Consider the following 22,352-nt stretch of genomic DNA (forward strand, 5'->3'; position numbering starts at 1 on the left):
TCCGCTACCCAACCGCTGTTTCCACTGCCTCCCGCAGTTTTTGCCGATATCCGGCCTCTACATTCCATGTTCATCCCCCTTTATCAGAGCCTGTCCGGGCACTCGAATTCTTATTTTCTGTTTTTTCGGCAACCCACCGGGCCAATCGTCCGTGTAATAGGAAGTAGTTAAACTAATACTTTAACACCGTCTTTTGTAAAAATCAGACCATTTATTACATGACTAAATCGTAATATTACAATGGTTTTAGTGTCTTTCTGACGTCCAATAATCCCTGTTTTTGCGCTATTCTGCACGGTTGCTTTGGTAACCGGAAATTTTGCACGGAAACAACACATCCCCAGATTTTAAGTGTAAAACGGTGCATTCGACGAGTGTAATGGGGATTTTTTGCCACAGTTAACGGCAAATCAACAGAATTAGCGGCAGGCGTAAACCCTATAGAAAAAGCCCTTGCAAGAGAAGGGCTGGTGCCCATAGCGTTGTAAAAGAAAAACGCGGGAGGCCCGTTCCGAAAAACGTGCCTCCCGCGTTATCATGGCGGGTAGACCAACCGGTTTGTTTATACTAGCTGCTCCTTGTACGCCTGACGCGGACGTAGTTGAAGCGTCTGGAACATCTCTTGATCCTTGACGTAACCGGGGTTCGGCGTCGTGAGCAATTTGTCGCCAGCAAAGATACTGTTGGCGCCGGCCATAAAGCATAGCGCCTGTTCTTCCAGGTTCATGCGAACACGGCCTGCCGACAACCGCACCATGGCATGCGGCATGATGATGCGTGCCGTCGCAATCATGCGCACCATCTCCCATACAGACACCTTCGGCTGATCTTCCAGCGGCGTGCCCTCTACAGGCACCAGTGCATTGACAGGCACCGACTCTGGGTGCTGCGGCAACGTAGCCAATGTATACAGCATACCGATGCGGTCCGCTTCGCCTTCGCCCATCCCAATGATACCCCCCGAACAAACCGAGATGTTCGCATTGCGGACGTGCTCGAGCGTGTCGAGACGATCCTGGTATGTGCGCGTCGTGATAATATCGTCGTAAAAATTCTCGCTTGTGTCGAGGTTGTGATTGTAGGCATACAACCCGGCATCCTTCAGCTTCTGTGCCTGCTCGGGTGTGAGCATACCCAGTGTGCAGCACACTTCCAGGCCCAGAGTATTAACACCCTTTACCATTTCGATCACTTTGTCGAAGTCGCGGTTGTCACGCACCTCGCGCCAGGCAGCGCCCATACAAAAGCGTGTGCTGCCAGACTCCTTGGCTTCTACCGCCTTCTGCAATACCTCCCCTACTTCCATCATCTTGTGCGCCTTCACACTGGTATTATACCGGGCTGCCTGCGGGCAGTAAGCACAATCTTCAGGACAGCCGCCGGTCTTTACCGACAGCAGCGTACACACTTGTACCTCGCCGGCCTGGTGATACTGCCGGTGCACGGTCGCCGCTTCGTACATCAGGTCGAGTACGGGCTTGTTGTAAATGGCGGCGATCTCTTCCCGCGTCCAGTTATTGCGTATCGTCATATTTTCTCAGTTAGAGGATAAATGAATAGACAAAAATAGGTTAGTGAAGGCGAAGTTCAAACGGCATGCGCGCCTGGACGCCTTGATAGCTTTTAAGGTTGTGTACCTGTTGATACCAGCCATACAGGTCACCCAGCTCGGCTTGCAGGGCTTCCGTGCGGGCATCTTCTTCCCATTGCGACATCAGTTGTTCGAAGAAGCTCAGCTCCTGCTCCGGATAAAAGCGCAGTTTATAATCGGCAGCAACACCAGCCTTGGCGGCGGCAATATTGACAGCGTCGTCAAAGCCGCCCAGTACATCCACCAGTTTGTGGTCAAGGGCCTGTGCGCCCGACCACACCCGGCCGGAAGCTACTTTCTCAATTTCCTCCACCGGTATATGTCTCCCCTCGGCTGCCTTGCGTGTAAACGAGGCGTAGTGATCATCTAAGTTCTTTTGCCAGTAGTTGCGTTCAGCTTCCGAAAGCGGGCGCGACAAGGTATACATGTCGCCAAACTCGCCCGTGCGCACTTCGTCGAAGGTAATGCCAACCTTGTTCGATAAGAATTCGCTCATATCGAACATCATTCCAAAGATACCGATCGAGCCTGTAATCGTATGGGGTTGCGCCACAATGGTATCACAAGCCATCGCCAGATAATAACCACCCGATGCTGCGTAATCCGACATCGAAGCAATGACGGGCTTCTGCGCACGCGCCAGTGTAATCTCGCGCCACATCATATCCGACGCACGAAACTCACCACCGGGAGAATTGATACGCAATACAATTGCCTTAATATTATCGTCCTCACGGGCACGACGAATAGCCTCGACAAACGTATCAGCACCGATGATGCGTTGCTCCGCCTCGGCTTTACCCGGCATGATAGAACCATCGGCCACGATCACGGCAATCTCGTTCGAAGCGCTTTTATAATCAGAAACACCACGGCGATATTGATCATACTTCACGAATGTTACCGTATCGGCCCCGCTCAGCCTCAAACGTGTTTTGAGATGGTCGCGGAACTCGTCGCGGTATAGCAAGCTATCCACCAGGCCAAGCTCGCGGGCCAGGGCAGCGTTGCGAACCAACATCTTATCGGAGATTTCTTTCAGACGTTCTACCTGCATATGCCGTGCGTCGGCGATGCGGTTTAACATATGACCGTATACCGAGTTCATGAGCTCCGTCAGTTGCAACTTGTTCTCGGGGCTCATCTTTTCCAGAAGGAAAGGCTCGACGGCGCTTTTGAAGGCTCCCACGCGGAAGATCTCCGGGCGTATTTCAAGCTTGTCAAACAGCTTCTTGAAGAACATGATCTCCACGCTCAAACCATTGAACTCGACCTCGCCTTCCGGATTAAGATATATTTTATTTGCAGCAGAAGCCAGGTAGTAAGCTCCCTCCGTCATCGTCTCCGTATAGGCAACTACCCACTTACCGCTTTCGCGGAATTCAAGAAGCGACTGCCGTACCTCTTCCAGCGATGAGAACCCCGCGCGCGGATGGCTGATGTCAAGATAAATACCTTGTATATTATCATCCTCCTGCGCGTGGCGGATGGTTTCTTTTAATTCAATCAGACCGATGCGTGGTACATCGGCTTGCCCCACGATCGGTAGGCCGGCCAATGGGTTGCTATACTCTCTTTCCGTAATCTCCGCATCGAGCTTCAGGTGAAGCACCGTATTGGGATGAATGACGACTGCATCATCACCCGATAAGCCCGCCGCCAGCACGGCGACGAAGAGAATTAACGACAAGGTCGAGAAGATCACCAGCGCCAGAAAGGCAGCCAGAAGGCTTTTCCAAAAATTCATATCATTCCTTTAAGCCCCGAAATTAAGCAATACCCCTTCGAATAAAAAAGTATGTTTGTGGGGGCTTTCGGCCGCATTCCTCCATGACGCACGACATCTTTCTCCTGCTGGGTACAAACCTGGGCGACCGCGCCGGCCACCTGGCAGCAGCCCGCGCCGCGCTGGCGGCCCGGGCAGGTCACCTGGTCAACACGTCCGCCCTGTACGAAACCGCAGCATGGGGTCGCGCCGACCAGCCCGGCTTTCTAAACCAGGCCTTGGCATTATCGTCATCGCTGAACGCCCACGCGCTGCTCGAAGTAATGTTGGACATTGAAAAATCCCTGGGGCGGGAACGCCGGGAACATTGGGGACCGCGTGTAATCGACATCGACCTGCTATTGTATAGCGACCAAATCATCGATACCCCTACCCTACAGGTACCGCACCCGCGCATCCCCCTGCGACGGTTTGCACTGATGCCGCTGGCAGAGATTGCCGGCGATGTGATCCACCCGGTACTCCATAAAAAAATCAGCGAGCTGCTCGCGGAATGTCCCGACCAGCTCGCTGTCAAAAAATTATAAATAGTATAGCGTGAAGTAACGGGGGCTTAAAGGCTCCGTGCTTCGACGCTGGGGTTGATCTTTTTCACCAACCCTTGCAGTACCTTCTTGGGGCCGCACTCAATAAAGCTTGCCGCGCCGTCTTTTATCATGTTCTGCACCGATTGATTCCAGCGCACAGGCGCCGTTAACTGGGCAATAAGATTCTTTTTGATCGCTGCAATCTCGATGGCCGGAGCTGCTGTGGCATTCTGGTACACCGGGCAGATAGGTTTGCTAAAAGTCGTCGCTTCAATAGCCGCGGCCAACTCTTCGCGCGCAGGTTCCATCAGCGGCGAGTGAAACGCTCCGCCTACTTGCAAGTGCATCGCGTGCTTTGCGCCGGCGGCGCGAAGTTTTTCACACGCCAGGTCGATACCCTTTGCCGAACCGGAAATTACCAGCTGTCCGGGGCAGTTATAGTTTGCAGCAACGACGATCTCTCCTTCGATGGAAGCACAGATGTCCTCCACCACTTTATCCTCCAGACCGAGAATGGCGGCCATCGTAGAGGGGTTCAGCTCACAAGCGCTTTGCATAGCCGCCGCGCGTTTGGATACCAGTCTCAAACCATCTTCGAACGACAGGGTTTTGTTAGCGACCAGGGCTGAAAATTCACCCAGCGAATGGCCCGCCACCATGTCGGGGTGGAATGCGTCGCTTGTTAACGCGATCGCTACTGAATGCAGGAAGATCGCGGGTTGCGTTACCTTCGTTTGCTTTTGCTCGTCGGCGGTTCCTTCGAACATCACCTGCGAAAGCTTGAAGCCGAGAATTTCGTCGGCGCGGTCAAACAGGGCCTTGGCCGCCGGGGTAGCCTCATATAAATCCTTGCCCATACCGGTAAACTGCGCGCCCTGTCCGGGAAATACGTATGCCTTCATGTTGTGTTTTTTAGCGGGAAACCAGCACAATCGTGTCAAAAGAACGATTGCAATGGACGCCCCTGGTTAAATCAGCCGCCAAAAATAGTGAAAAAGTAAACAGAAGAAAGCGGGGCCGTTCCAGCCGGCCCCCGCCGGCATATAATTGGTGGCTGCAGTACGCCTCACGACAGGCCTATTGCCCGTCGCCAAGCAGGTGTACCCAGCCCTTAAATTTCTTCACAGCGTCGTCGGGCTTCAGTACATCGAAGGTCACCTCAGCAACATAATAATAGACAGCAGACGGCAGCAAGGAACCGTTCTTGTCCTTTCCGTCCCAATCGATATAAATCGATTCGTCATTGGCAACGTCAGCCTCATACGTATATACCTGACGCCCCCAGCGGTTGTACACGTTAAACCGCACGCTCTTTACAAATCGCGCACAACCTTCGATCACATATTCCGGACATGGCCCGGTCTCGCCGTTGCAATCCTTGTAGTTGTAGGCACGGAACACCGGATTAAATTCGTCGCCGTTCGGGCTAAACACGTTCGGTAACGTATAGGCCGGACAATTATCATTACAAACAGCGTCGCTCATCTCGCTTTCGTTACCCGAGAAGTCGACCGCCGACACCCGGTAACACCACGCAAGCGACGACAGACCGTTATCTTGAAATGTGGTCGTCGTTGCATCCAGCGAATCGATTCGGATGTACTCACCATTATAAGATCCTCTATATACATAGTAGCGTACAATATCCGATTGACATTCGTCCGCCTCGCTACGCGACCAACTAATGATGTTGGAGAAGCTGCCTGTCGCGGGCAAACACAGGCTTAGCGGATCGCGGCCTTCGCAACCTTGCGTCTCAAGCGCCAGCAAGGGCTTGCACGGCGGAATGCTGTCTCCAGGCTGTACGCAGATACGCTGCGAGAAGTTTTCCAACGGTTCCGGTATCTTTTTCGGATTACCATAGCCACCATTGGTCAGGATACGATAACAATACGTTCTCCCGCTCTCCAACTCGGTATCGACAAACTGAAATCCGCTTTCCGTTGCGTTGACCGAATCCACCAGCACAAACTGGGCATCCGTGTCATTTTCGCCACCGCGAAAAATATAGTGGTAAGGGTGCGCTTCAATCTGGTTCGACCAGGGAACCTCGGCGCGCCAGTCCAGTGTAATCTGATCTTTCTGAGACGACGATCCCAGGCGTACGGATGACGCGACTTCTGATGCGCCAATCATCTCTGCGTCTGGCCCGTGGCCGTTATAGGCAACAACACTATAATTGAAAACACTCACTTCGGTATTCAAACCTCCGTCCAGATAAGTCGTGTCTCCCAACAAAGTAGCAACGAGTGTCGAGTCACCAACCCGGTTAAAACCAGTCGCGCGGTACAGTTCATACTTCAATGTTTCCTTGGGGTACGCAACCGGGTCGAGATCGAACGGCCGCTTCCAGCTTACTCGCACCAGGCCATCTTGCGCACTGGTACTTTCCACCGACACGTTTGTTATAATTGGCACATCCGCCGGTATCGGCCCGACGCATGTATCTCTCGTTACATAACTCTCGCCGCCTTGTGGCAATGGATATACCGCCACCAGGCGGTAACAATACATCGCACCTGGAGCCAGCCCCTTCCCGTCATTATTATCAACATATTGCCCCGTTAGCTGCGAAGGCGGAATCCGGGCCGGCACCGTGGCGATTCGCTCATACCCCAGTCCGGAAGGCATACCGGTTTCACAGTTGTCGGGTCGGTAAGTCGTACTGTCGACCTTTCGCCAGACTTCTATTAATTCAGCATTTTGACATAGGTAACGGTCCCACTTAATCGTGGCCGTTTGCGTGGCCGTGTTCAGTTTAGCGTCGTTCCATATCGGGGCAGGCCCGACCACAGTAATCCGCCATGTCTTATAGTTCACGAGACCTTTCTCGTCCTCCACTTTAAAGTTTACGGTATACGGCTGCTGGCGAACGTGCTCACAGTCTGTCGCCCAACGATATACAACCTGACCGGGCGAAGGCTGAAACACATTCTCTGGCGTAAGCGTAGCCGGCGACTGCTGCGCCGGAAAATCCAAGGTCTCTGAAAATGCCGTGATCTTGATTCTGTCGCCATCCGGATCGGTACCTTTGATGGTCTCCTCGATCGTAGTACCCGCCGTCACACAAATATCTTCGGGGATAATAAGCTCGGGGCGTTTATTGTCACACTCCTCGACCAGAATCTGCATATCGCGCCGCACGAATCCCATCTGCCGCCACTGTCCGTTGATCAAACGCCAGTCAATGACGATAAACGCAATATTGTATTCACCCGCCGTGCCGGGTGCGTTCCACGTGACAGTGCCATCAACCGCATCGATTCCAAATTGCGGGGCGCCCCAGGGCGGGTTGCCACCTGGGCGAGGTTCCTGTCCGTTGTTGAAGTCTGGATAAAATTTTGCAGCATTAGGGTCTTGATAGTTTAATACTGTCGTAGCCCGGTCGCGGAAGGGAACCACCATCTGGTAGCTGAGGCGGTCACCGTCAAGGTCCTTGGCGCCGGGGTTATGAAACCAGGCCACCGTCGTACACGCCCGGTCAACAGGCGGCACTTCCAGGATGGCCGGCGAGCTACAGCCGAAAAAAGGGTCTATAACAACTTGTGTTTCAAGATAAAACGTGGTGTTCACCGATTGATCCATGTTTACCACGCCGGCATTCCGGTTCGGTTCAACATAGCTGACGGTATAGGTGCCGGGGCCGGCAAAAATGTGATCTATTTCGAAGTACGCGCGGGCGGTGCCAGCAGGCAGACCATCGGTCGAGTAACCCCAGCTGATTCCCGCGGGGGGCGTGCCGGGATTCGGGCCGATCTCCGGCACCAGCATGCGCCCCGTACGATCGCCAAAGTCCAGGTAGTCTTGTTCCCCACCAAACAGCACATTCGTGTTCGTGGTGTTAGTATAGACCTCCACACGTATTCTGTAACGGCGCGTTTCACAGTCTAGCAATGTCATTAAGATATTGCCGGCACGCAGGTGGGTAGCCTGCACAACCTCCGGCAGGAGAAAGACCAACGCGAGCAGGTAGCGCAGGGATCTAATCCGGGAACGTAGAAGAGCCTTCATGGGCGTAAATGTATATCCTCGCAGCGTTTAATTACTTGAATACAATAATTTAAATATAAAATGCCAGTGAATGTTATAAAACGGTAACTATGTTAACGGTAATTAGCGTTTTTTTATTTTACAGAAACGATTTTTAACTAAAAAAATATGCCGGCGGCCAATTACTACAATGCGCACCCGTGCGCCGGTAAAAAAAACGCTCGCAGACTTTTACACTAACACATTTTATGTGATCTTCGCCGGACCGACCTAACCTGTCTCGCTAAAGACCCATGAACCCCGACCCCAAGGCCTTGCGGGCCTCCCTGCTTAAGCGCGAATTGGAGCTTCAACGACTTATCCGTCAGATGAAACTTGACCAGCTACACCAAAGCCCCGTTTATAAAAATCTGGGACAAGAACTGACGACGCTCAAAAAACAGATCCTCGCATTGGAAGAGGCCTTATACTGACAAAAGTCGGGTACGGCGGGGGCGTTAAACTGTATGCTGTGAACAAAAAGAAAATCATAAACGACCCCATATACGGGTTCGTTCAGCTTCCTTCAGACCTCATTTTCGACGTCATCTCCCACCCCGCCTTTCAGCGGCTTCGCCACATCCGCCAGCTTGGACTCTCCGACCTGGTTTACCCCGCTGCCCTGCATTCGCGTTTTCAACATGCGCTCGGCGCCCAGCACCTGATGGGACGCGTGCTCGGCACGCTTCGCCAAAAAGGAACTGACATTTCACCGGAGGAAGAAGAGGCTGCACGACTGGCCGTGCTCCTGCACGACATGGGCCATGGGCCGTTCTCCCATGCGCTGGAACACGTTTTACTGCCGGGCATCAAACACGAGAGCCTCTCTTATCTGTTCATGGAGCAGCTCAACAAAGAATTTAACGGCGCCCTGAGCCTGGCCCTTCAGATCTTCCGGAATAGCTATTCACGAAAATTCTTTCATCAACTGGTCTCCAGCCAGCTGGACGTCGATCGCCTCGACTACCTCAAGCGCGACTGCTTTTTCACCGGCGTGCAAGAGGGCGCCATTGGCGTAGACCGCATTGTCGCGATGCTGAATGTATACCAGGAGCATCTGGTCGTGGAAGAAAAAGGCATTCTCAACATCGAGAACTTCCTCAACTCCCGGCGTTTTATGTACTGGCAGGTGTATTTGCATAAAACGGCGGTGAGTGCTGAGCGCATGCTGGTCAACGTCGTACGGCGGGCACAAGCCCTCGTCCGCGCAGGCCATAACGTCACCGCCAGCGACAGCCTGCGCCTGTTCCTGGCGAATGACTATTCGCTCTCCGACTTCACCGAAAACTCCGCCCTGCTGACAGCCTTCGGCCGGCTCGACGACCACGATCTGTGGGGTGCCATGAAATTCTGGCGTACCCATCCCGACCCCATCCTGTCGATGCTCACGGACATGCTCCTGACGCGAAACTTGTTCCAGATCCGTCTTAGCCGGGAACCGATCGGCCGGACAACGGTAGACAGTATCCGCGAGGCCATCGCGCGCGAGTATAAGACCCTGCGCGCCGAGACGTCCTACCTGTACTCCTATGGCACCGTCACCAACGAAGCCTATGCCGAGGGACAGCACATCAACATCCTCATGCGCAATGGCGAACTGCTCGACATTGCCGATGCCTCTGATCTTCCTAACATTAAGGCTATTAGCAAAATCGTCAAAAAAAACTATCTCTGCTGGCCTAAAAATGTATCTTTGTGAGATTTTTTAACTGTTAGAATGACGGACTGCTACGGAAGACTTTTTATCACGATCCGTTAACAAACAAGCGCCTATGGAATTTACGATCAATCAAATAGCCGCCATGCTAAGCGGTGAAGTGCGGGGAGATGGTCAGGAGAAGATCAACATGTTGGCTAAGATACAGGATGCCAAAAAAGGCCAGCTTGCTTTTTTATCAAATCCCAAGTACGAACAATATATCTATACTACCCAGGCGACCGCGGTCATCGTCAAGAAAGACTTTGTTCCGCGCAAGGAAGTAACCAGCTCGCTCATCCTGGTAGACGATCCCTATAGCAGCTTTACCGCATTGCTGGAAGAGTACCACAAAATGGTGAGCTTTCAGAAGACCGGCATCGAGCAGCCCAGCTATGTTGGCGAAGGAACAACCATCGGCCAGAATATATACCGCGGCGCGTTCTCCTACATCGGCAGTGGTGTCAAAATTGGCGACAACGTCAAGATCCACCCACACGCATACATTGGCGACAACGCCGTGATCGGCAACGATACCATCATTCACCCGGGAGTAAAAATCTATGCCGATACGCGCATTGGCAACAACTGCGTGATCCATGCTGGTACCGTAATTGGCAGCGACGGCTTCGGCTTCGCGCCACAGGAAAATGGCACCTATAAGACCATTCCCCAACTGGGCAACGTCATTATTGAAGACAACGTGTCCATCGGTGCCAACACGGTCATTGATTGTGCGACCATGTTTGGCGACGCCACCCTCATACGCCAGGGTGTGAAGCTCGACAACCTCATCCAGATCGCCCACAACGTCGAGATCGGCAAGAACACCGTCATTGCCGCGCAGGCTGGCATTTCAGGATCGACCAGGATTGGCGAGAACTGTATTTTCGCAGGACAAGTCGGTATCGCAGGGCACCTGGTCATCGCCAACAACACCGGCATCGGTGCACAGGCGGGCATCCCGAAATCGATCACCGAAGAAGGTCAGCGGCTGATCGGCTACCCCGCCATCGACCTCAAGGAGTACTTTCGGTCGTACGCTGTCTTTAAAAGGCTGCCAGACCTCAACAACCGCCTGCGCGAGCTGGAAAAAAAGGTGGCGGGTCAGGACCTTCCGGCAGGTGCCTGATACCCGTAAAACACTGACATACAGTACCTATTCGCAAGAAAAACGCAGAATTGCATAATCTGGATAATGGGTTTAACTTTGCCCACTTTTCCAGAACATGCTTAATATAAAACAGCAAACCATCCAGAAGTCTGTGACCCTTTCCGGGGTCGGCCTGCACACGGGGGTTCAAACCAATATGACCTTCTTGCCGGCGAAGCCGAACCATGGCATTAAGTTCCAACGTATTGATCTTCCTGGGTCTCCCATCATCGACGCCGACTGTGATAACGTAACCGATGTTTCACGCGGTACAACCATTGAACAAAGCGGTGCCAAGGTCAGCACCATCGAACATACCCTGGCGGCACTGACCGGCCTGGAGATCGACAATGTTCTGATCCAACTCGACGGTCCCGAGTGTGCCATCATGGACGGAAGCTCCATTCAGTTTGTGGAAATCCTGAAGGAAGCCGGCATGGAAGAGCAAAATGCGCTGCGCGATTTCTTTGAAGTACAAGCTCCCCTCTTCTACCGCGAGACTGCCCGCAATGTAGAGATCGCGGCTTTGCCGCTTGACGACTACCGTGTAACGGTCATGGTAGACTATAACTCTCCTGTACTGGGCAGCCAGCATGCGTCGATCACCGACATTCGTCAGTTCGAGAAGGAAATTGCTTCCTGCCGCACATTCTGCTTCCTGCATGAGCTGGAAATGCTATATAAAAACAACCTGATCCGCGGCGGTGACCTCAACAACGCCATTGTGATCGTGGACCGCGTCGTACAAGACGACGAGCTCGACAACATCGCCAAAATGTTGGGCAAGCCCAAAGTGGCTGTGAAGCAGGAAGGCATACTGAATAACATTGAATTGCGCTATAAAAACGAGCCCGCCCGCCACAAGCTGCTGGACATCGTCGGCGACCTGACACTGGCGGGCCGCCCGTTGAAAGCGCAGATCCTGGCAGCACGCCCGGGCCACGCTGCCAACGTAGCGTTCGCCAAGAAGCTCAAGAAAGCCATGGAGCAGGCCGATAAGTCCGGCCGCCCGAAATACAACCCGTCACTACCGCCCGTGATGGACATCAACAAGATCGCCAGCATTCTACCGCACCGCTATCCGTTCCTGATGATCGATAAGGTCATCTACCTCGACAACGAAAGCGTCGCCTGCGTGAAGAATGTGACCATGAACGAGCCCCACTTCCAGGGACACTTTCCCGGCAACCCGGTAATGCCCGGCGTAATGCAGGTAGAAGCCATGGTACAAACCGGTGGCATCCTGGTACTGAACACGGTACCCGACCCCGAAAACTATTGGACCTATTTTATGGGAATCGAAAACTTCAGATTCCGTAAAATGGTATTGCCAGGCGACACATTGGTCATCCAGTGTGACCTGCTGGCCCCCATCAAAAGAGGTATCGCCAAGATGACCGGCCGCGCCTATGTCGGCAACACACTCGTCTGCGAAGGAACAATGACCGCCAGTATAGTCCGTAAAGATTCATGAGCCGCTTCCCCCTAGCCAACGTACACCCTGAGGCACAGATTGGTAATAATGTTACCATCGAGCCCTTTGCCACCGTACTGCAAGATGTCGTCATCGGCGACAACTGCTGGATCGGCCCGAACGCCGTGATCATGGATGGCGCGCGCATCGGTAAAGATTGTAAGATCTTTCCAGGTGCCGTAATCTCCGGCATTCCACAAGATCTGAAATTTAAAGGCGAAAAAACCACGACAGAAATTGGTGACCGTAGCACCATTCGCGAATGTGTAACCATCAACCGTGGTACGGTCGACAAGTATAAAACGGTAGTCGGCACCGACTGCCTCATCATGGCATATGCCCACTTGGGCCACGACTGCATCGTAGGCAACCACTGCATCTTGGGCAACTCGGTGCAGCTGGCGGGCCACGTACTCATCGACGACTACGCCATTTTCGGCGGAGCCTGCGCCGTACAGCAGTTCTCCAAGATCGGTTCACACGCCTACATCGGCGGCGGATCGCTGGTGCGCAAAGACGTGCCGCCTTTTACCAAGGCTGCACGCGAGCCGCTCGCTTATGCCGGTATTAATACCGTGGGCCTTCGTCGCCGCGGCTTTACGTCCGAGAAGATTAACGAGATCCAGGAAATATACCGCTTTATCTTTTTGAAGGGACTCAACAACTCTAAAGCCATTGATCTGATCGAAAAGGAAATTGCGGGCAGCGAGGAGCGCGACTATATCCTCGACTTCATCCGTAATTCCGAACGCGGTATCATGAAAGGCTACGGCGGAATCGACTGATCACACCGGTGAGCACTCCCTCCTCCACCGGCATTACGATCACCACGGAAGGACTCGGCAAGCGCTTTAATCGCGAGTGGATCTTTCGCAACCTGGACATTACCCTCATACCGGGGGCCATCTACGCCGTCACGGGACCCAACGGTTCGGGTAAGTCTACCCTGCTGCAGGTGCTCTGGGGCCAGATGCCGCCCAGCAAAGGCGTTGTGACCTATACCCGCGCCGGCAAGCCCTTGCCCGGCGAAGATGTCTATAGCCATGTGTCGATAGCCACTCCGTATATGGACCTCATCGAAGAGTTTACACTCGAAGAGCAGCTACAATTCCATTTTTCCCTCAAAAAAGCCCGTTACGACCTTACCCTGGCCGACATGCTCGAACGCATGTACCTGGCCGATGCCCGTGACAAGATCATTGGCAACTTCTCGTCTGGCATGCGCCAGCGCGTGAAGCTGGCCCTGGCATTCTATACACAGGCCGATCTCGTATTCCTGGACGAACCGGGCACCAACCTGGACAACCGTGCTTTTACCTGGTACCTGGACGGGTTACGCCAGCTGCTCACGACCGGCTGCACCGTGTTGGTGGCCAGCAATGAACCGTCAGAATATCCGGCCGAAGCCCATAAAGTTGATATAATGCGCTATAAATAGGGGTTACTTGACCTCGTAACACCGTAATTAACAGAACGATAATTGCTGCCGCGGGTGGCAGGAATTTGATTTTTGAATATTTACGTTCATATTCGTATCCTATAATTTTAGTTTAAACATGAAACATTCAGCAAGATTTTTATCCCTCCTGTTGCTCGTAGGTGCGGGGTTTGTGGCGTCTAACTGTGGAAGCGATGACGGCGGAGGCACGTCTCAACAACAAACGCAGTTTACAAAACTTCAAGCCGACTGGACTGTATCCAGCGTAAGCGGTACATCTGGCGGTCCCGATTGGAATGATGAATTTGAGGGTGGGGTATTAAGCCTTGCAAAATCTCAAACCTTCTCCGAAAACGGCGAGTTCACCTACACATTCTCTGTACCCGATGGCGTCGTGACCAGCCCGTGGCCGGCCGAAGGCCTCTGGAAATTTGGCTCAAACGCAGCCAGCAATATAACGCGCCTGGATTCAAAACTGAATGGCGGCGTGGGTGCATTTGCTGACGTGCCGATGACCTACAAGCTCGAAAACGGTGACAAGACCCTGACGCTTGAATTTACTATACCCGAGGGTACCAGTTATAGCATCGGCGGCAAAACAGCTTCCGTAACCGGCAACTGGACCTTTATCTTCACACGCCCGTAATCGAATAATCGATATTGTAAAAACGGCTGTCCCGATATCGGGACAGCCGTTTTTTTGTTACCGCCGGATCAAGCGTTGTACAAAGACTGTATTACTTTAAAACAACAACAGTAATACCGTCGCCCCCGCGTTCAACGTGCTCGTCATTCATTGACGCCACCTCTTTATACCGTTTCAGGTGATCACGTACCACTTTGCGCAGCACGCCTTCGCCTTTGCCATGCAGGATCTTCAGCTCGCCCTGCCCCAGCAAAATAGCCGTATCGATAAACTGATCCAGCAAAGGCATCACCTCCTCCACACGCTTACCGCGTATGTCGAGTGTATCGTTAAACGTGGAACGCTTCTGAAATACATCCAGCCCGACAGAACGCAGGCGTGTGACAATCTCTTTCTCCACGGCAGCCGTGATCTTCTCCAGCTTGTCTATTTTCGTGACCGACTTCAGCTCACCAAATTGCACCGTCGCATTCTTGCCTTGAATGGATAGCACCCGGCCGCTGCCGTCCTGGCCTATGATGCGCACACGATCGCCTTCCTTCAATTCCTCGGGCGCACGTTTTTGTGGCTGTTTTACCTCCGGCTCAACACGCTGTGTGATGTCTTGCAGATTCTTGCGTACCTTCTGTGTCTCGCGTTTGTGTGCCTGGTTCTCTCGTATATGACGGATTGTCTTTTCAATCTCGCGGTTCGTATCACGCAGTAAGCCCGACGCCTCCTCCTTCGCTTTGTTGATAATCTCCTTGCGCCGGCTTTCGAGCTCGCCCGATAATGTCTGATACTTGGCCAGCGATTGCCTGAGGTCGCTCTCCTGGCGCTCCGTTTTCTTCAACCGCTCGCTCAGCTCCTGGCGCTCACGCTCCAGCGAGCGCACCAGTTTTTCAAACCCCGCCAGATCCTTACCCACTAGTTTTTCCGCCTCTTGCAACGTCTCTTGCGGCAAGCCAATCTTGCGCGCTATCTCCAGTGCAAACGAGCTCCCCGGCTTGCCGATGTCAAGCACATAGAGCGGCATCAGGTGCTGATCGTCAAAACGCATCGCCGCATTGCGTATACCCTGCCGTTGCCCTGCAAAAAGTTTCAGGTTGTAATAGTGCGTTGTCGCAACACCCCATACACGCTTCTTAAGCAGCGCTTCCAGGATCGCTTGCGCGATTGCCCCGCCAAAGTCCGGGTCAGTGCCCGAACCTAACTCATCCATCAGCATCAGCGACTTATCGGATGCCGAACGAATAAAAACATCCATGTTGCGCAGGTGGCTGCTATACGTACTCAAGTCGTTCTCGATCGACTGCTGGTCGCCAATGTCCAGCAGGATGTCGTGGAAGATGCCTACCCGCGACCGGTCCGATACCGGTATCAACAGGCCACATTGTAGCATGTACTGCAATAGTCCCACCGTCTTCAGACAAACCGATTTGCCACCGGCGTTGGGACCTGACACGAGCAACATCCGGTCCTGCCGGTCGAGCTCGATGTTCAGCGGTACAATGTCACGCTTCCCTTTCAAGCTGAGATATAATAGTGGGTGGCGGGCGTTATACCACACCAGTTCCGGTTGCTTTTCCAGCAAGGGCAGGTCGGCGCCAATCTCTACAGAAAAACGAGCCTTGGCCCGTATAAAGTCTATTTGTGAAAGGAACTGATAGGCTACGCGCAATACTGGCAGTTGCTGTCGAAACTCGTCGGTAAGCTCGCGCAGAACGCGTACCACCTCGCGTTTCTCGGCGTGTTCCAGGTCACGTATCTCGTTGTTCGCGTCGAGCATCTCCGTCGGCTCCAGGAACACCGTATGCCCCGTGGCCGACTCGTCGAGGATAAAGCCCTTTAGCTTGCGTTTATGTTCGGCCTGAATGGGAATCACCACCCGCCCTTCGCGGATCGTGGGCAACGCTCCTTCAGGCACCCACTTCTGCTCTACCGCCGTACGGTATATTTGGTCCGCTAGCTTGCGCAGGCGTCCCTGTTCCTCGCGTAGGCGCTTACGCAAGCGACCCAATTCGGGGCTGGCACTATCGCGCACCAGGGCTTTGTCGTCAATGCGGCTGGTGACGGCCTGCACCAGGGTGCCCGTCACCATCACGGGTTGTGCCAGGCGGTATAGCTCGCGGTAAATATCCTGCGCTTTACTTAAGAACTGGCGGGCGGCCATGACCGTCTCCAGCGAGTACGCCAGATTCAGGAACTCATCAGCTTCCAGCCAGTTGCCCTCGAGGGCGATCTTCTGCAGCCAGTCGGTCGGATCAAAAAAATAGCGGGACGGAAACGCCTCGCTTTTCTCGAGTATCTGGCGGAACTCCAGGTTCTGTTGCAGCTGCGTGCGGATTTCCTCCACCTCGCGACTAAAGCGCATGTCGTCCACCCAGGCGGCCCCGGCGGCTGACAGGCAGTAGCCCTTTAGCTTCTGACGTATCTGTCCAAATCCAAGTTTATCTTCAAATGTCTCCGGGTAAATCATTTCTTTTCAGCGGCCACCGAGGCACGCTGCTCACGTAAATTCAGGGAGTCAACCAGGGTCGTATAGATCTGTTGCATCTCCTTGGGATGTTCAATATAATAATTCATGGACCGCCGGAAGAGCGAGTCCGTCATGCCTGCTTTTTCAAATATTCGTGCCCGAAACAGGTCCGACACCTCATAGGCCGAGTCACTGGCGATGCCCAGCTTACTGACTTTGTCTTCCGCTACCAGTATTTCGGTGAGCATCTTCACCATTTCATCCCGGTTTAGCACACCGGGTGGCACCTCCTGCCGGTTAGCACAAGAGAGCAACACCAACACGGCTACCACCGGGCACCATTTCCGCATCATTTCATTCATATCCACCCGCAAAATAATCATAATTGTTCTATTTTTGGCGTTGACCCAGGCAAACCACCCAGGCTCAAGCAAACCGCAGGCCTGGTTTTTCAGTGCCTGTGCAGGCCGGCCCCGGCTGGGCATGAACGGCAATTTTTAACGAACGGCTACCGTATATATGAAGGAACTTCTAAAAAAGTTACGGAGGTACGAGATACAGATACGCAAGGCGATCAACAGCCAGATGAAAGGAGACTTTCACTCGGTCTTTAAAGGATCGGGGCTGGAGTTTGACGATGTGCGTCCTTACCAGTATGGCGACGATATTCGAACCATCGACTGGAGCGTATCCGCCAAAGGCCACGGCACGTTCGTGAAAACCTTCAAGGAAGAAAAAGAGCAAACCGTCTTCTTTATTCTCGACGTATCGGCCTCCGAAGACATCGGCTCCCCCGGACGTACAAAGGTTGACATTGGCAAAGAGATCTGCGGGGTACTGGCGCTGTCGGCTGTAAAAGAGTCGGGCCACGTCGGGCTGATCTGCTACTCCGACATCAAAGAGCGTTTCATCAAGCCTACCAAAGGCCAGTCGCAGGCATACGAAATCATTTCGGCCCTGTCCAACCTCAAGCCGCTGTCGACCGGCACCAACTTGTCGAAAGCCATCTCGTTTGCACTGAATGCCATTCGTCGCCGCAGCGTGGTCATACTCATCTCCGACTTTATCGACGAAGGGTATGAAGACAACCTCAAGGCACTGGCACGCCGGCACGACCTGGTCGTAGTTCACATCAGCGACAAACGCGAAACGGCCCTCCCCAGGCTTGGTATCATACCCGTGCTCGACAAAGAGACACAACGTACCGTGTGGATCAATACATCCTTCGGCGACTTCCGCGAAAAGATCATCCGTCACCACAACGAGCGGAAAGACATGCTGCAGAAATTTAGTCGCAAACACGAGATCAACTTCATAACGCTCGATACGGACGAAGACTACGTACCCAAGTTGTTGCGTTTATTCAAGGTGCGGAACAAATCGATGAAGACGACATGAGGATGAAAACGATCGGTTTAGCCGCCTGTATACTATTGTTCTTTCAGCTCGCTGTCCAGGCACAGGACACAAACATCACCGTGCGGGCCGGGTTCATAGAAGACAGCCTGCGTGTAGGCGACCCCGTACGCTTTTACCTGACCGCACGTTACGCACAAGGTCAACAAGTGCTGTTCCCCGACTCGACCTTTGCCTATGCGCCGTTCGAGCTCGACCACCGCAGCTATACCCCCACCGACACACGCGACGGCATGAGCTACGACAGCGTGGTGTATCACGTCACCACCTTTGAGCTGGATGAACGGCCATCTCTCAGCCTGCCTGTGTACTTGCTTACACCACAGGATTGTACAGCCTTCGAGTCGCCTCGCGACACCATTCGGTTGGCATTGTCGCCCATGCCGGGCCTTGACAGCATAACCATCGACAAGCTTCCCTTGCGCGAGAACGTCGCCTACCACGATGTACCCCAGGCATTCAATTATATCATCGCCCTGATTGTCGGCGGTGCCTTCCTGCTGATCGCCATCCTGGTGTGGGTCTTCTTTGGTCGCCGCATTCGCAGATACTTCCGCATCCGCCGCATGTTAAAGATGCACGAACAATTTATGATCGCATATGGTGGCTCGCTGGCAGGCATACACAGCAACTTCTCGGCAGCCAACGCAGAACACGTTTTGGCCCAGTGGAAACGTTATATGGAACAACTGGAGATCCGCCCCTATACAAAAATGACAACGCGCGAAATACAAGCTGCGCTGAAAGACGATGCCGTCACGCGCACCCTGAAGGCCATCGACGGGGCGATCTATGGACACAGCACACAGGCAGCAACCGAATCGCTCGCGAACCTGCGCGACCTGGCCAACCAACGCTTTGCCGTAAAACTACAGGAGGTGAAAAATGGATAAAGACCTCACACCGTGGTACTCGCCGGAGTGGTTCTTTCCCTCCACCCTTCGTTCCTTCACATGGGAAAACAGTTGGATGCTCTGGTTCCTGCTGGCCGTGCCCGTCGTATTTTTAGTGCGCTGGTTCATTCGCCAGAACACCAACCAAAAGCTCTCCGTCGCAATAACGCGGCAAGACCTGCATGCCTCCCCGCTCGCGCTGCTACGCCTGATTCCCGACGTATTAATGTTCCTGACACTCGCCTTGCTCATAACCGGCCTGGCACGTCCGCAGAAAAGCAACGAGAAGGTCGAGCAATGGACCGAAGGCATCGATATCATGATCGCCCTCGACATTTCTCAATCCATGCTGATCGAAGACTTTGTACCCAATCGGCTCGAAGCCGCGAAAGAGGTAGCAAAGAACTTCATTGACGGCCGTGTGCAAGACCGTATCGGCCTGGTCGTATTCGCTGGCGACGCATTTTCCATGGCACCCCTCACAACTGACTACGATCTTTTACGCGCCTACCTTAAGGACATTACCTATGAAATGATCGAAAGTAAAGGCACCGCCATTGGTAGCGCTATGGCCGTCGTGACAAACCGCATGGGCGAGTCCGACGCCAAATCGAAAGTATGTATTCTCTTGAGTGACGGTGACAACACCGCCGGCAATATCGATCCGATCACAGCCGCTGAATTGGCGACAGCCTACGGCATTAAGATCTATACCATCGTCGTGGGAAAAGAAGGGATGGTGCCGTATGGCAAAGATTTCTTTGGCCGTCCCAACATGGTCGAGAACACCATCGACGAAAGCACGATGCGCAAAATGGCAAGCATCGGCGGTGGCGAATTCTTCCGTGCAACCGACAACCGCGCACTGGAACAAGTCTTTGCCCGCATCAATCAATACGAAAAGGCCGAGATCAAAGAAACCCGCTTCAAAGACACGTCTGATTATTACTACATCTACGTGAGCTGGGCAGTGGCCTTCTTCCTGCTGTGGTTGTTGTTGAAATCAACCTTCATCAGCAACATCTTGCAAGACTAGTGCGGTAAGTTATCGGGAAAGAAAATCAAGCGACCGGCAAAGATTACCAGCACAACACCGAGGACCATGTTCATGACCTGAATAACGCGTGGTGTCATCAGCAAACGCAGTCTGTCGGCCAGTTTCGCCTTGACGACATCCGTCAGAAATACAGTACCTACAATGGAGGCAAAGAAAACAAACACCTGCTGATTGGAATGATAGGCCAATTGCGTTGTGGCTACCCCCACCGTGGCAATCCAGAAGAACAATACCATAGGGCTCAGGCCATTGATGATAAAACCCTTCGCGACCAGGCTCAGCCACCCGCGCGAACGTATATGGCCGGCTTCGGAACGAACCAGCTTACGGCTTTTGACCAGCAGGTAATACAACCCAAAGAGTAGTAACACACCACCACCAGCGTACGAAAGATAGTGCCGGAATTTTTCCGCTTCCATAAACTGCACCAGCCCCAGGTACGAAAAGAAAATATAGCAAGCGTCACTAAACGATACTCCCACCGCGACCAGCACGCCGCTGGTAAACCCCCGTTCGATACTCGTCTGGATGATCGTAAAAAATACAGGACCAATAAGAAATGCCAGCACGATGCCGGACACAATTCCATTAATGACGATTTCCATTCACCTGGTTTTGGAGGAACATTTTCCAGTCATCGAGCTGTGCATTTTTCATCACCCTCGGAAATTTATTCTGCCCCCCTACTTTCCCTTTTGATTCCATCCAGTCGTAAAATGTCTTGACTGGCAGGACATCGACAATAACCTCTTTCAACGCAGCGCTCCGCTCCACAGCATAGTCGTCATTCAGCTCCTTCAAATGCAGGTCGATCTTCTCTTTTAAGGCCTTTGGATCAACCGTGTCGTCAGTGCCGACAAACCAGTGGTGTGCAAACAATGACCCGTGTGGTATGCCGGCCACCGTAAACTCGGGAACGACGATGTTAAAATCATTGGCCACCAACTCGATAGCCTTGTTCATGTTGTCTACCGACAAGTGCTCACCGCACAAGCTCAGGAAGTGTTTGGTGCGCCCCGTAATCACGATCTCCGCTTCTTCCAGCGAGGTGAACTTAATAACGTCGCCGATCAGATAACGCCAGGCCCCTGCGCACGATGACATCAGAATGGCATATTCTTTACCTTCTTCCACCTCGTCAATCATAAAGGTCTCGGCGTCAGGCGAAATTTCGCCGTTCGCATCAAAGTTACGCGCTTCAAACGGCACGAACTCATAGAAGATCCCGTTGTTCAACACCAGGCGCATAGAGCGCCGGTTGGGAAACGCCTGGAAGGCCAGAAAACCTTCCGAGGCCAGGTATGTCTCAATGTAATAGATGGGACGGCCCAGCAGCTTCTCAAACCCCTTGCGATACGGATCAATCGAAACGCCACCGTGCACATATACCATCAGGTTGGGCCAGATCTCGTGTATATTCTGCAGACGATGATATTGGATAATCTTCTCCATCAGGATTTGGATCCAGGCCGGTACGCCGACAATGATACCGATGTCCCAGTCCCGGGCTTTGCGAGCGATCTCGTCAAGCTTCGCATCCCAATTGCGGGTTCTGGCGATCTGCTTGCCCGGCTTGTAAAAATGCTGGAACCAGAACGGAATCTTGGCCGCCTGAATACCACTCAAATCACCTTCAAAATAGCTGCCCTTGTGGTTCAGGTGCGTACTGCCTCCCAGCATCAGAATGCCGGACTCGAAGATCGCCGGCGGCAGATCATACTTCGATAGCGTAAGAATCTGCCGGACGCTGGTCTTCTGCATCGCCTTGGTCATATCCTTGGTCACCGGTATGTATTTTGACGAAGCCTCCGACGTACCCGAGCTTAACGCAAAATATTTGACACGTCCCGGCCAGCATACATTCTTGACACCTTTCAATGCAAGCTTCCACCAATCGCCATAGATTTTGTTATAGCTATGGATCGGCACGTGCGCCTTATAACGGCGATAAAATTCCTTGTCTCCCTTGCGAAAGCTGTTCAGTGTATCGGCAAAGTTGTAATACTTACCAAATTCGGTCTGACTGGCAGTGATCAGCAACTCTTTGAGCTCTTTTTTCTGCAAGTCGAACGGAGACGTATATTCCTGTTCAAGCATTTCTCGAATGCGTATTCCTTTTTTCAGCAAGGTTCCCAGGATCGCCATATTTTTGCTTTAGCTTTGATGGATTTAACGGGCAAAAATAGGC

General features: G+C 52.9%; 19 protein-coding genes. 11 read left to right on the forward strand and 8 right to left on the reverse strand.

Annotated features, from left to right (window positions below):
- Nucleotides 1-562: 562 nt before the first annotated feature.
- Both bioB and sppA read right to left on the reverse strand, forming a co-directional pair.
- On the reverse strand, nt 563-1,531 hold the full coding sequence (bioB, locus tag K7P01_RS26110) for a biotin synthase BioB (protein ID WP_267297541.1): 969 nt from the start codon (nt 1,529-1,531) through the stop codon (nt 563-565).
- Between the two features lie 40 nt (nt 1,532-1,571).
- On the reverse strand, nt 1,572-3,338 hold the full coding sequence (gene sppA / locus K7P01_RS26115; protein WP_267297542.1) for a signal peptide peptidase SppA: 1,767 nt from the start codon (nt 3,336-3,338) through the stop codon (nt 1,572-1,574).
- A gap of 83 nt (nt 3,339-3,421) precedes the next feature.
- On the opposite strand from sppA, the gene folK reads away from it, so the two are divergent.
- The gene (gene folK, locus K7P01_RS26120; RefSeq protein WP_267297543.1) at nt 3,422-3,904 is read left to right on the forward strand and encodes a 2-amino-4-hydroxy-6-hydroxymethyldihydropteridine diphosphokinase; all 483 of its coding nucleotides are present in this window, start codon (nt 3,422-3,424) and stop codon (nt 3,902-3,904) included.
- 26 nt (nt 3,905-3,930) lie between these two features.
- Here the strand turns inward: folK and fabD are convergent, their stop codons facing one another.
- Nucleotides 3,931-4,806, reverse strand: a complete 876-nt coding sequence (fabD, locus tag K7P01_RS26125) for an ACP S-malonyltransferase (protein WP_267297544.1) — start codon at nt 4,804-4,806, stop codon at nt 3,931-3,933.
- 175 nt (nt 4,807-4,981) lie between these two features.
- Nucleotides 4,982-7,915, reverse strand: coding sequence for a gliding motility-associated C-terminal domain-containing protein (locus K7P01_RS26130; protein WP_267297545.1), 2,934 nt, complete (start codon nt 7,913-7,915; stop codon nt 4,982-4,984).
- A 272-nt stretch (nt 7,916-8,187) separates the two neighbouring features.
- On the opposite strand from K7P01_RS26130, the gene K7P01_RS26135 reads away from it, so the two are divergent.
- The 7 genes from K7P01_RS26135 (at nt 8,188) to K7P01_RS26165 (ending at nt 14,340) form a co-directional block, all read left to right on the forward strand.
- Nucleotides 8,188-8,367, forward strand: a complete 180-nt coding sequence (locus K7P01_RS26135) for a hypothetical protein (protein ID WP_267297546.1) — start codon at nt 8,188-8,190, stop codon at nt 8,365-8,367.
- Nucleotides 8,368-8,405: 38 nt separating this feature from the next.
- Nucleotides 8,406-9,632: an HD domain-containing protein gene (locus K7P01_RS26140; protein ID WP_267297547.1), complete on the forward strand. Its 1,227-nt coding sequence runs from the start codon at nt 8,406-8,408 to the stop codon at nt 9,630-9,632.
- A 73-nt stretch (nt 9,633-9,705) separates the two neighbouring features.
- Nucleotides 9,706-10,761: a UDP-3-O-(3-hydroxymyristoyl)glucosamine N-acyltransferase gene (gene lpxD, locus K7P01_RS26145; protein WP_267297548.1), complete on the forward strand. Its 1,056-nt coding sequence runs from the start codon at nt 9,706-9,708 to the stop codon at nt 10,759-10,761.
- A gap of 97 nt (nt 10,762-10,858) precedes the next feature.
- On the forward strand, nt 10,859-12,256 hold the full coding sequence (locus K7P01_RS26150) for a bifunctional UDP-3-O-[3-hydroxymyristoyl] N-acetylglucosamine deacetylase/3-hydroxyacyl-ACP dehydratase (RefSeq protein ID WP_267297549.1): 1,398 nt from the start codon (nt 10,859-10,861) through the stop codon (nt 12,254-12,256).
- Complete coding sequence (lpxA, locus tag K7P01_RS26155; protein ID WP_267297550.1) at nt 12,253-13,041, forward strand: acyl-ACP--UDP-N-acetylglucosamine O-acyltransferase; 789 nt, start codon at nt 12,253-12,255, stop codon at nt 13,039-13,041. Before K7P01_RS26150 ends, lpxA begins: the two co-directional genes overlap by 4 nt.
- A gap of 8 nt (nt 13,042-13,049) precedes the next feature.
- Nucleotides 13,050-13,694 carry an ABC transporter ATP-binding protein gene (locus tag K7P01_RS26160; RefSeq protein WP_267297551.1) on the forward strand — a complete coding sequence of 215 codons (645 nt, stop codon included), beginning with the start codon at nt 13,050-13,052 and terminating at the stop codon, nt 13,692-13,694.
- A 118-nt stretch (nt 13,695-13,812) separates the two neighbouring features.
- Nucleotides 13,813-14,340: a hypothetical protein gene (locus K7P01_RS26165; protein WP_267297552.1), complete on the forward strand. Its 528-nt coding sequence runs from the start codon at nt 13,813-13,815 to the stop codon at nt 14,338-14,340.
- Between the two features lie 91 nt (nt 14,341-14,431).
- Here the strand turns inward: K7P01_RS26165 and K7P01_RS26170 are convergent, their stop codons facing one another.
- Both K7P01_RS26170 and K7P01_RS26175 read right to left on the reverse strand, forming a co-directional pair.
- Nucleotides 14,432-16,798 (reverse strand): endonuclease MutS2, encoded by a 2,367-nt coding sequence (locus K7P01_RS26170; protein WP_267297553.1) that lies wholly within the window; start codon nt 16,796-16,798, stop codon nt 14,432-14,434.
- The gene (locus K7P01_RS26175) at nt 16,795-17,181 is read right to left on the reverse strand and encodes a DUF4296 domain-containing protein (RefSeq protein ID WP_267297554.1); all 387 of its coding nucleotides are present in this window, start codon (nt 17,179-17,181) and stop codon (nt 16,795-16,797) included. Before K7P01_RS26175 ends, K7P01_RS26170 begins: the two co-directional genes overlap by 4 nt.
- Before the next feature lie 136 nt (nt 17,182-17,317).
- On the opposite strand from K7P01_RS26175, the gene K7P01_RS26180 reads away from it, so the two are divergent.
- Genes K7P01_RS26180 through K7P01_RS26190 form a run of 3 tightly spaced genes read left to right on the forward strand, consistent with a single transcriptional unit; the run spans nt 17,318 to nt 20,143 of the window.
- Nucleotides 17,318-18,196, forward strand: coding sequence for a DUF58 domain-containing protein (locus K7P01_RS26180; protein ID WP_267297555.1), 879 nt, complete (start codon nt 17,318-17,320; stop codon nt 18,194-18,196).
- Complete coding sequence (locus K7P01_RS26185) at nt 18,193-19,107, forward strand: hypothetical protein (RefSeq protein WP_267297556.1); 915 nt, start codon at nt 18,193-18,195, stop codon at nt 19,105-19,107. The genes K7P01_RS26180 and K7P01_RS26185 overlap by 4 nt, the downstream gene beginning before the upstream one ends.
- Nucleotides 19,100-20,143 (forward strand): vWA domain-containing protein, encoded by a 1,044-nt coding sequence (locus K7P01_RS26190; RefSeq protein ID WP_267297557.1) that lies wholly within the window; start codon nt 19,100-19,102, stop codon nt 20,141-20,143. Before K7P01_RS26185 ends, K7P01_RS26190 begins: the two co-directional genes overlap by 8 nt.
- Here K7P01_RS26190 and K7P01_RS26195 read toward each other — a convergent pair.
- Nucleotides 20,140-20,769: a LysE family translocator gene (locus K7P01_RS26195; RefSeq protein WP_267297558.1), complete on the reverse strand. Its 630-nt coding sequence runs from the start codon at nt 20,767-20,769 to the stop codon at nt 20,140-20,142. The genes K7P01_RS26190 and K7P01_RS26195 overlap by 4 nt on opposite strands.
- Complete coding sequence (locus tag K7P01_RS26200; protein ID WP_267297559.1) at nt 20,753-22,309, reverse strand: GH3 auxin-responsive promoter family protein; 1,557 nt, start codon at nt 22,307-22,309, stop codon at nt 20,753-20,755. The genes K7P01_RS26195 and K7P01_RS26200 overlap by 17 nt, the downstream gene beginning before the upstream one ends.
- Nucleotides 22,310-22,352 lie beyond the last annotated feature (43 nt).

This window comes from Parachryseolinea silvisoli (assembly GCF_021190955.1).
Lineage (GTDB): Bacteria > Bacteroidota > Bacteroidia > Cytophagales > Cyclobacteriaceae > Ohtaekwangia > Ohtaekwangia silvisoli.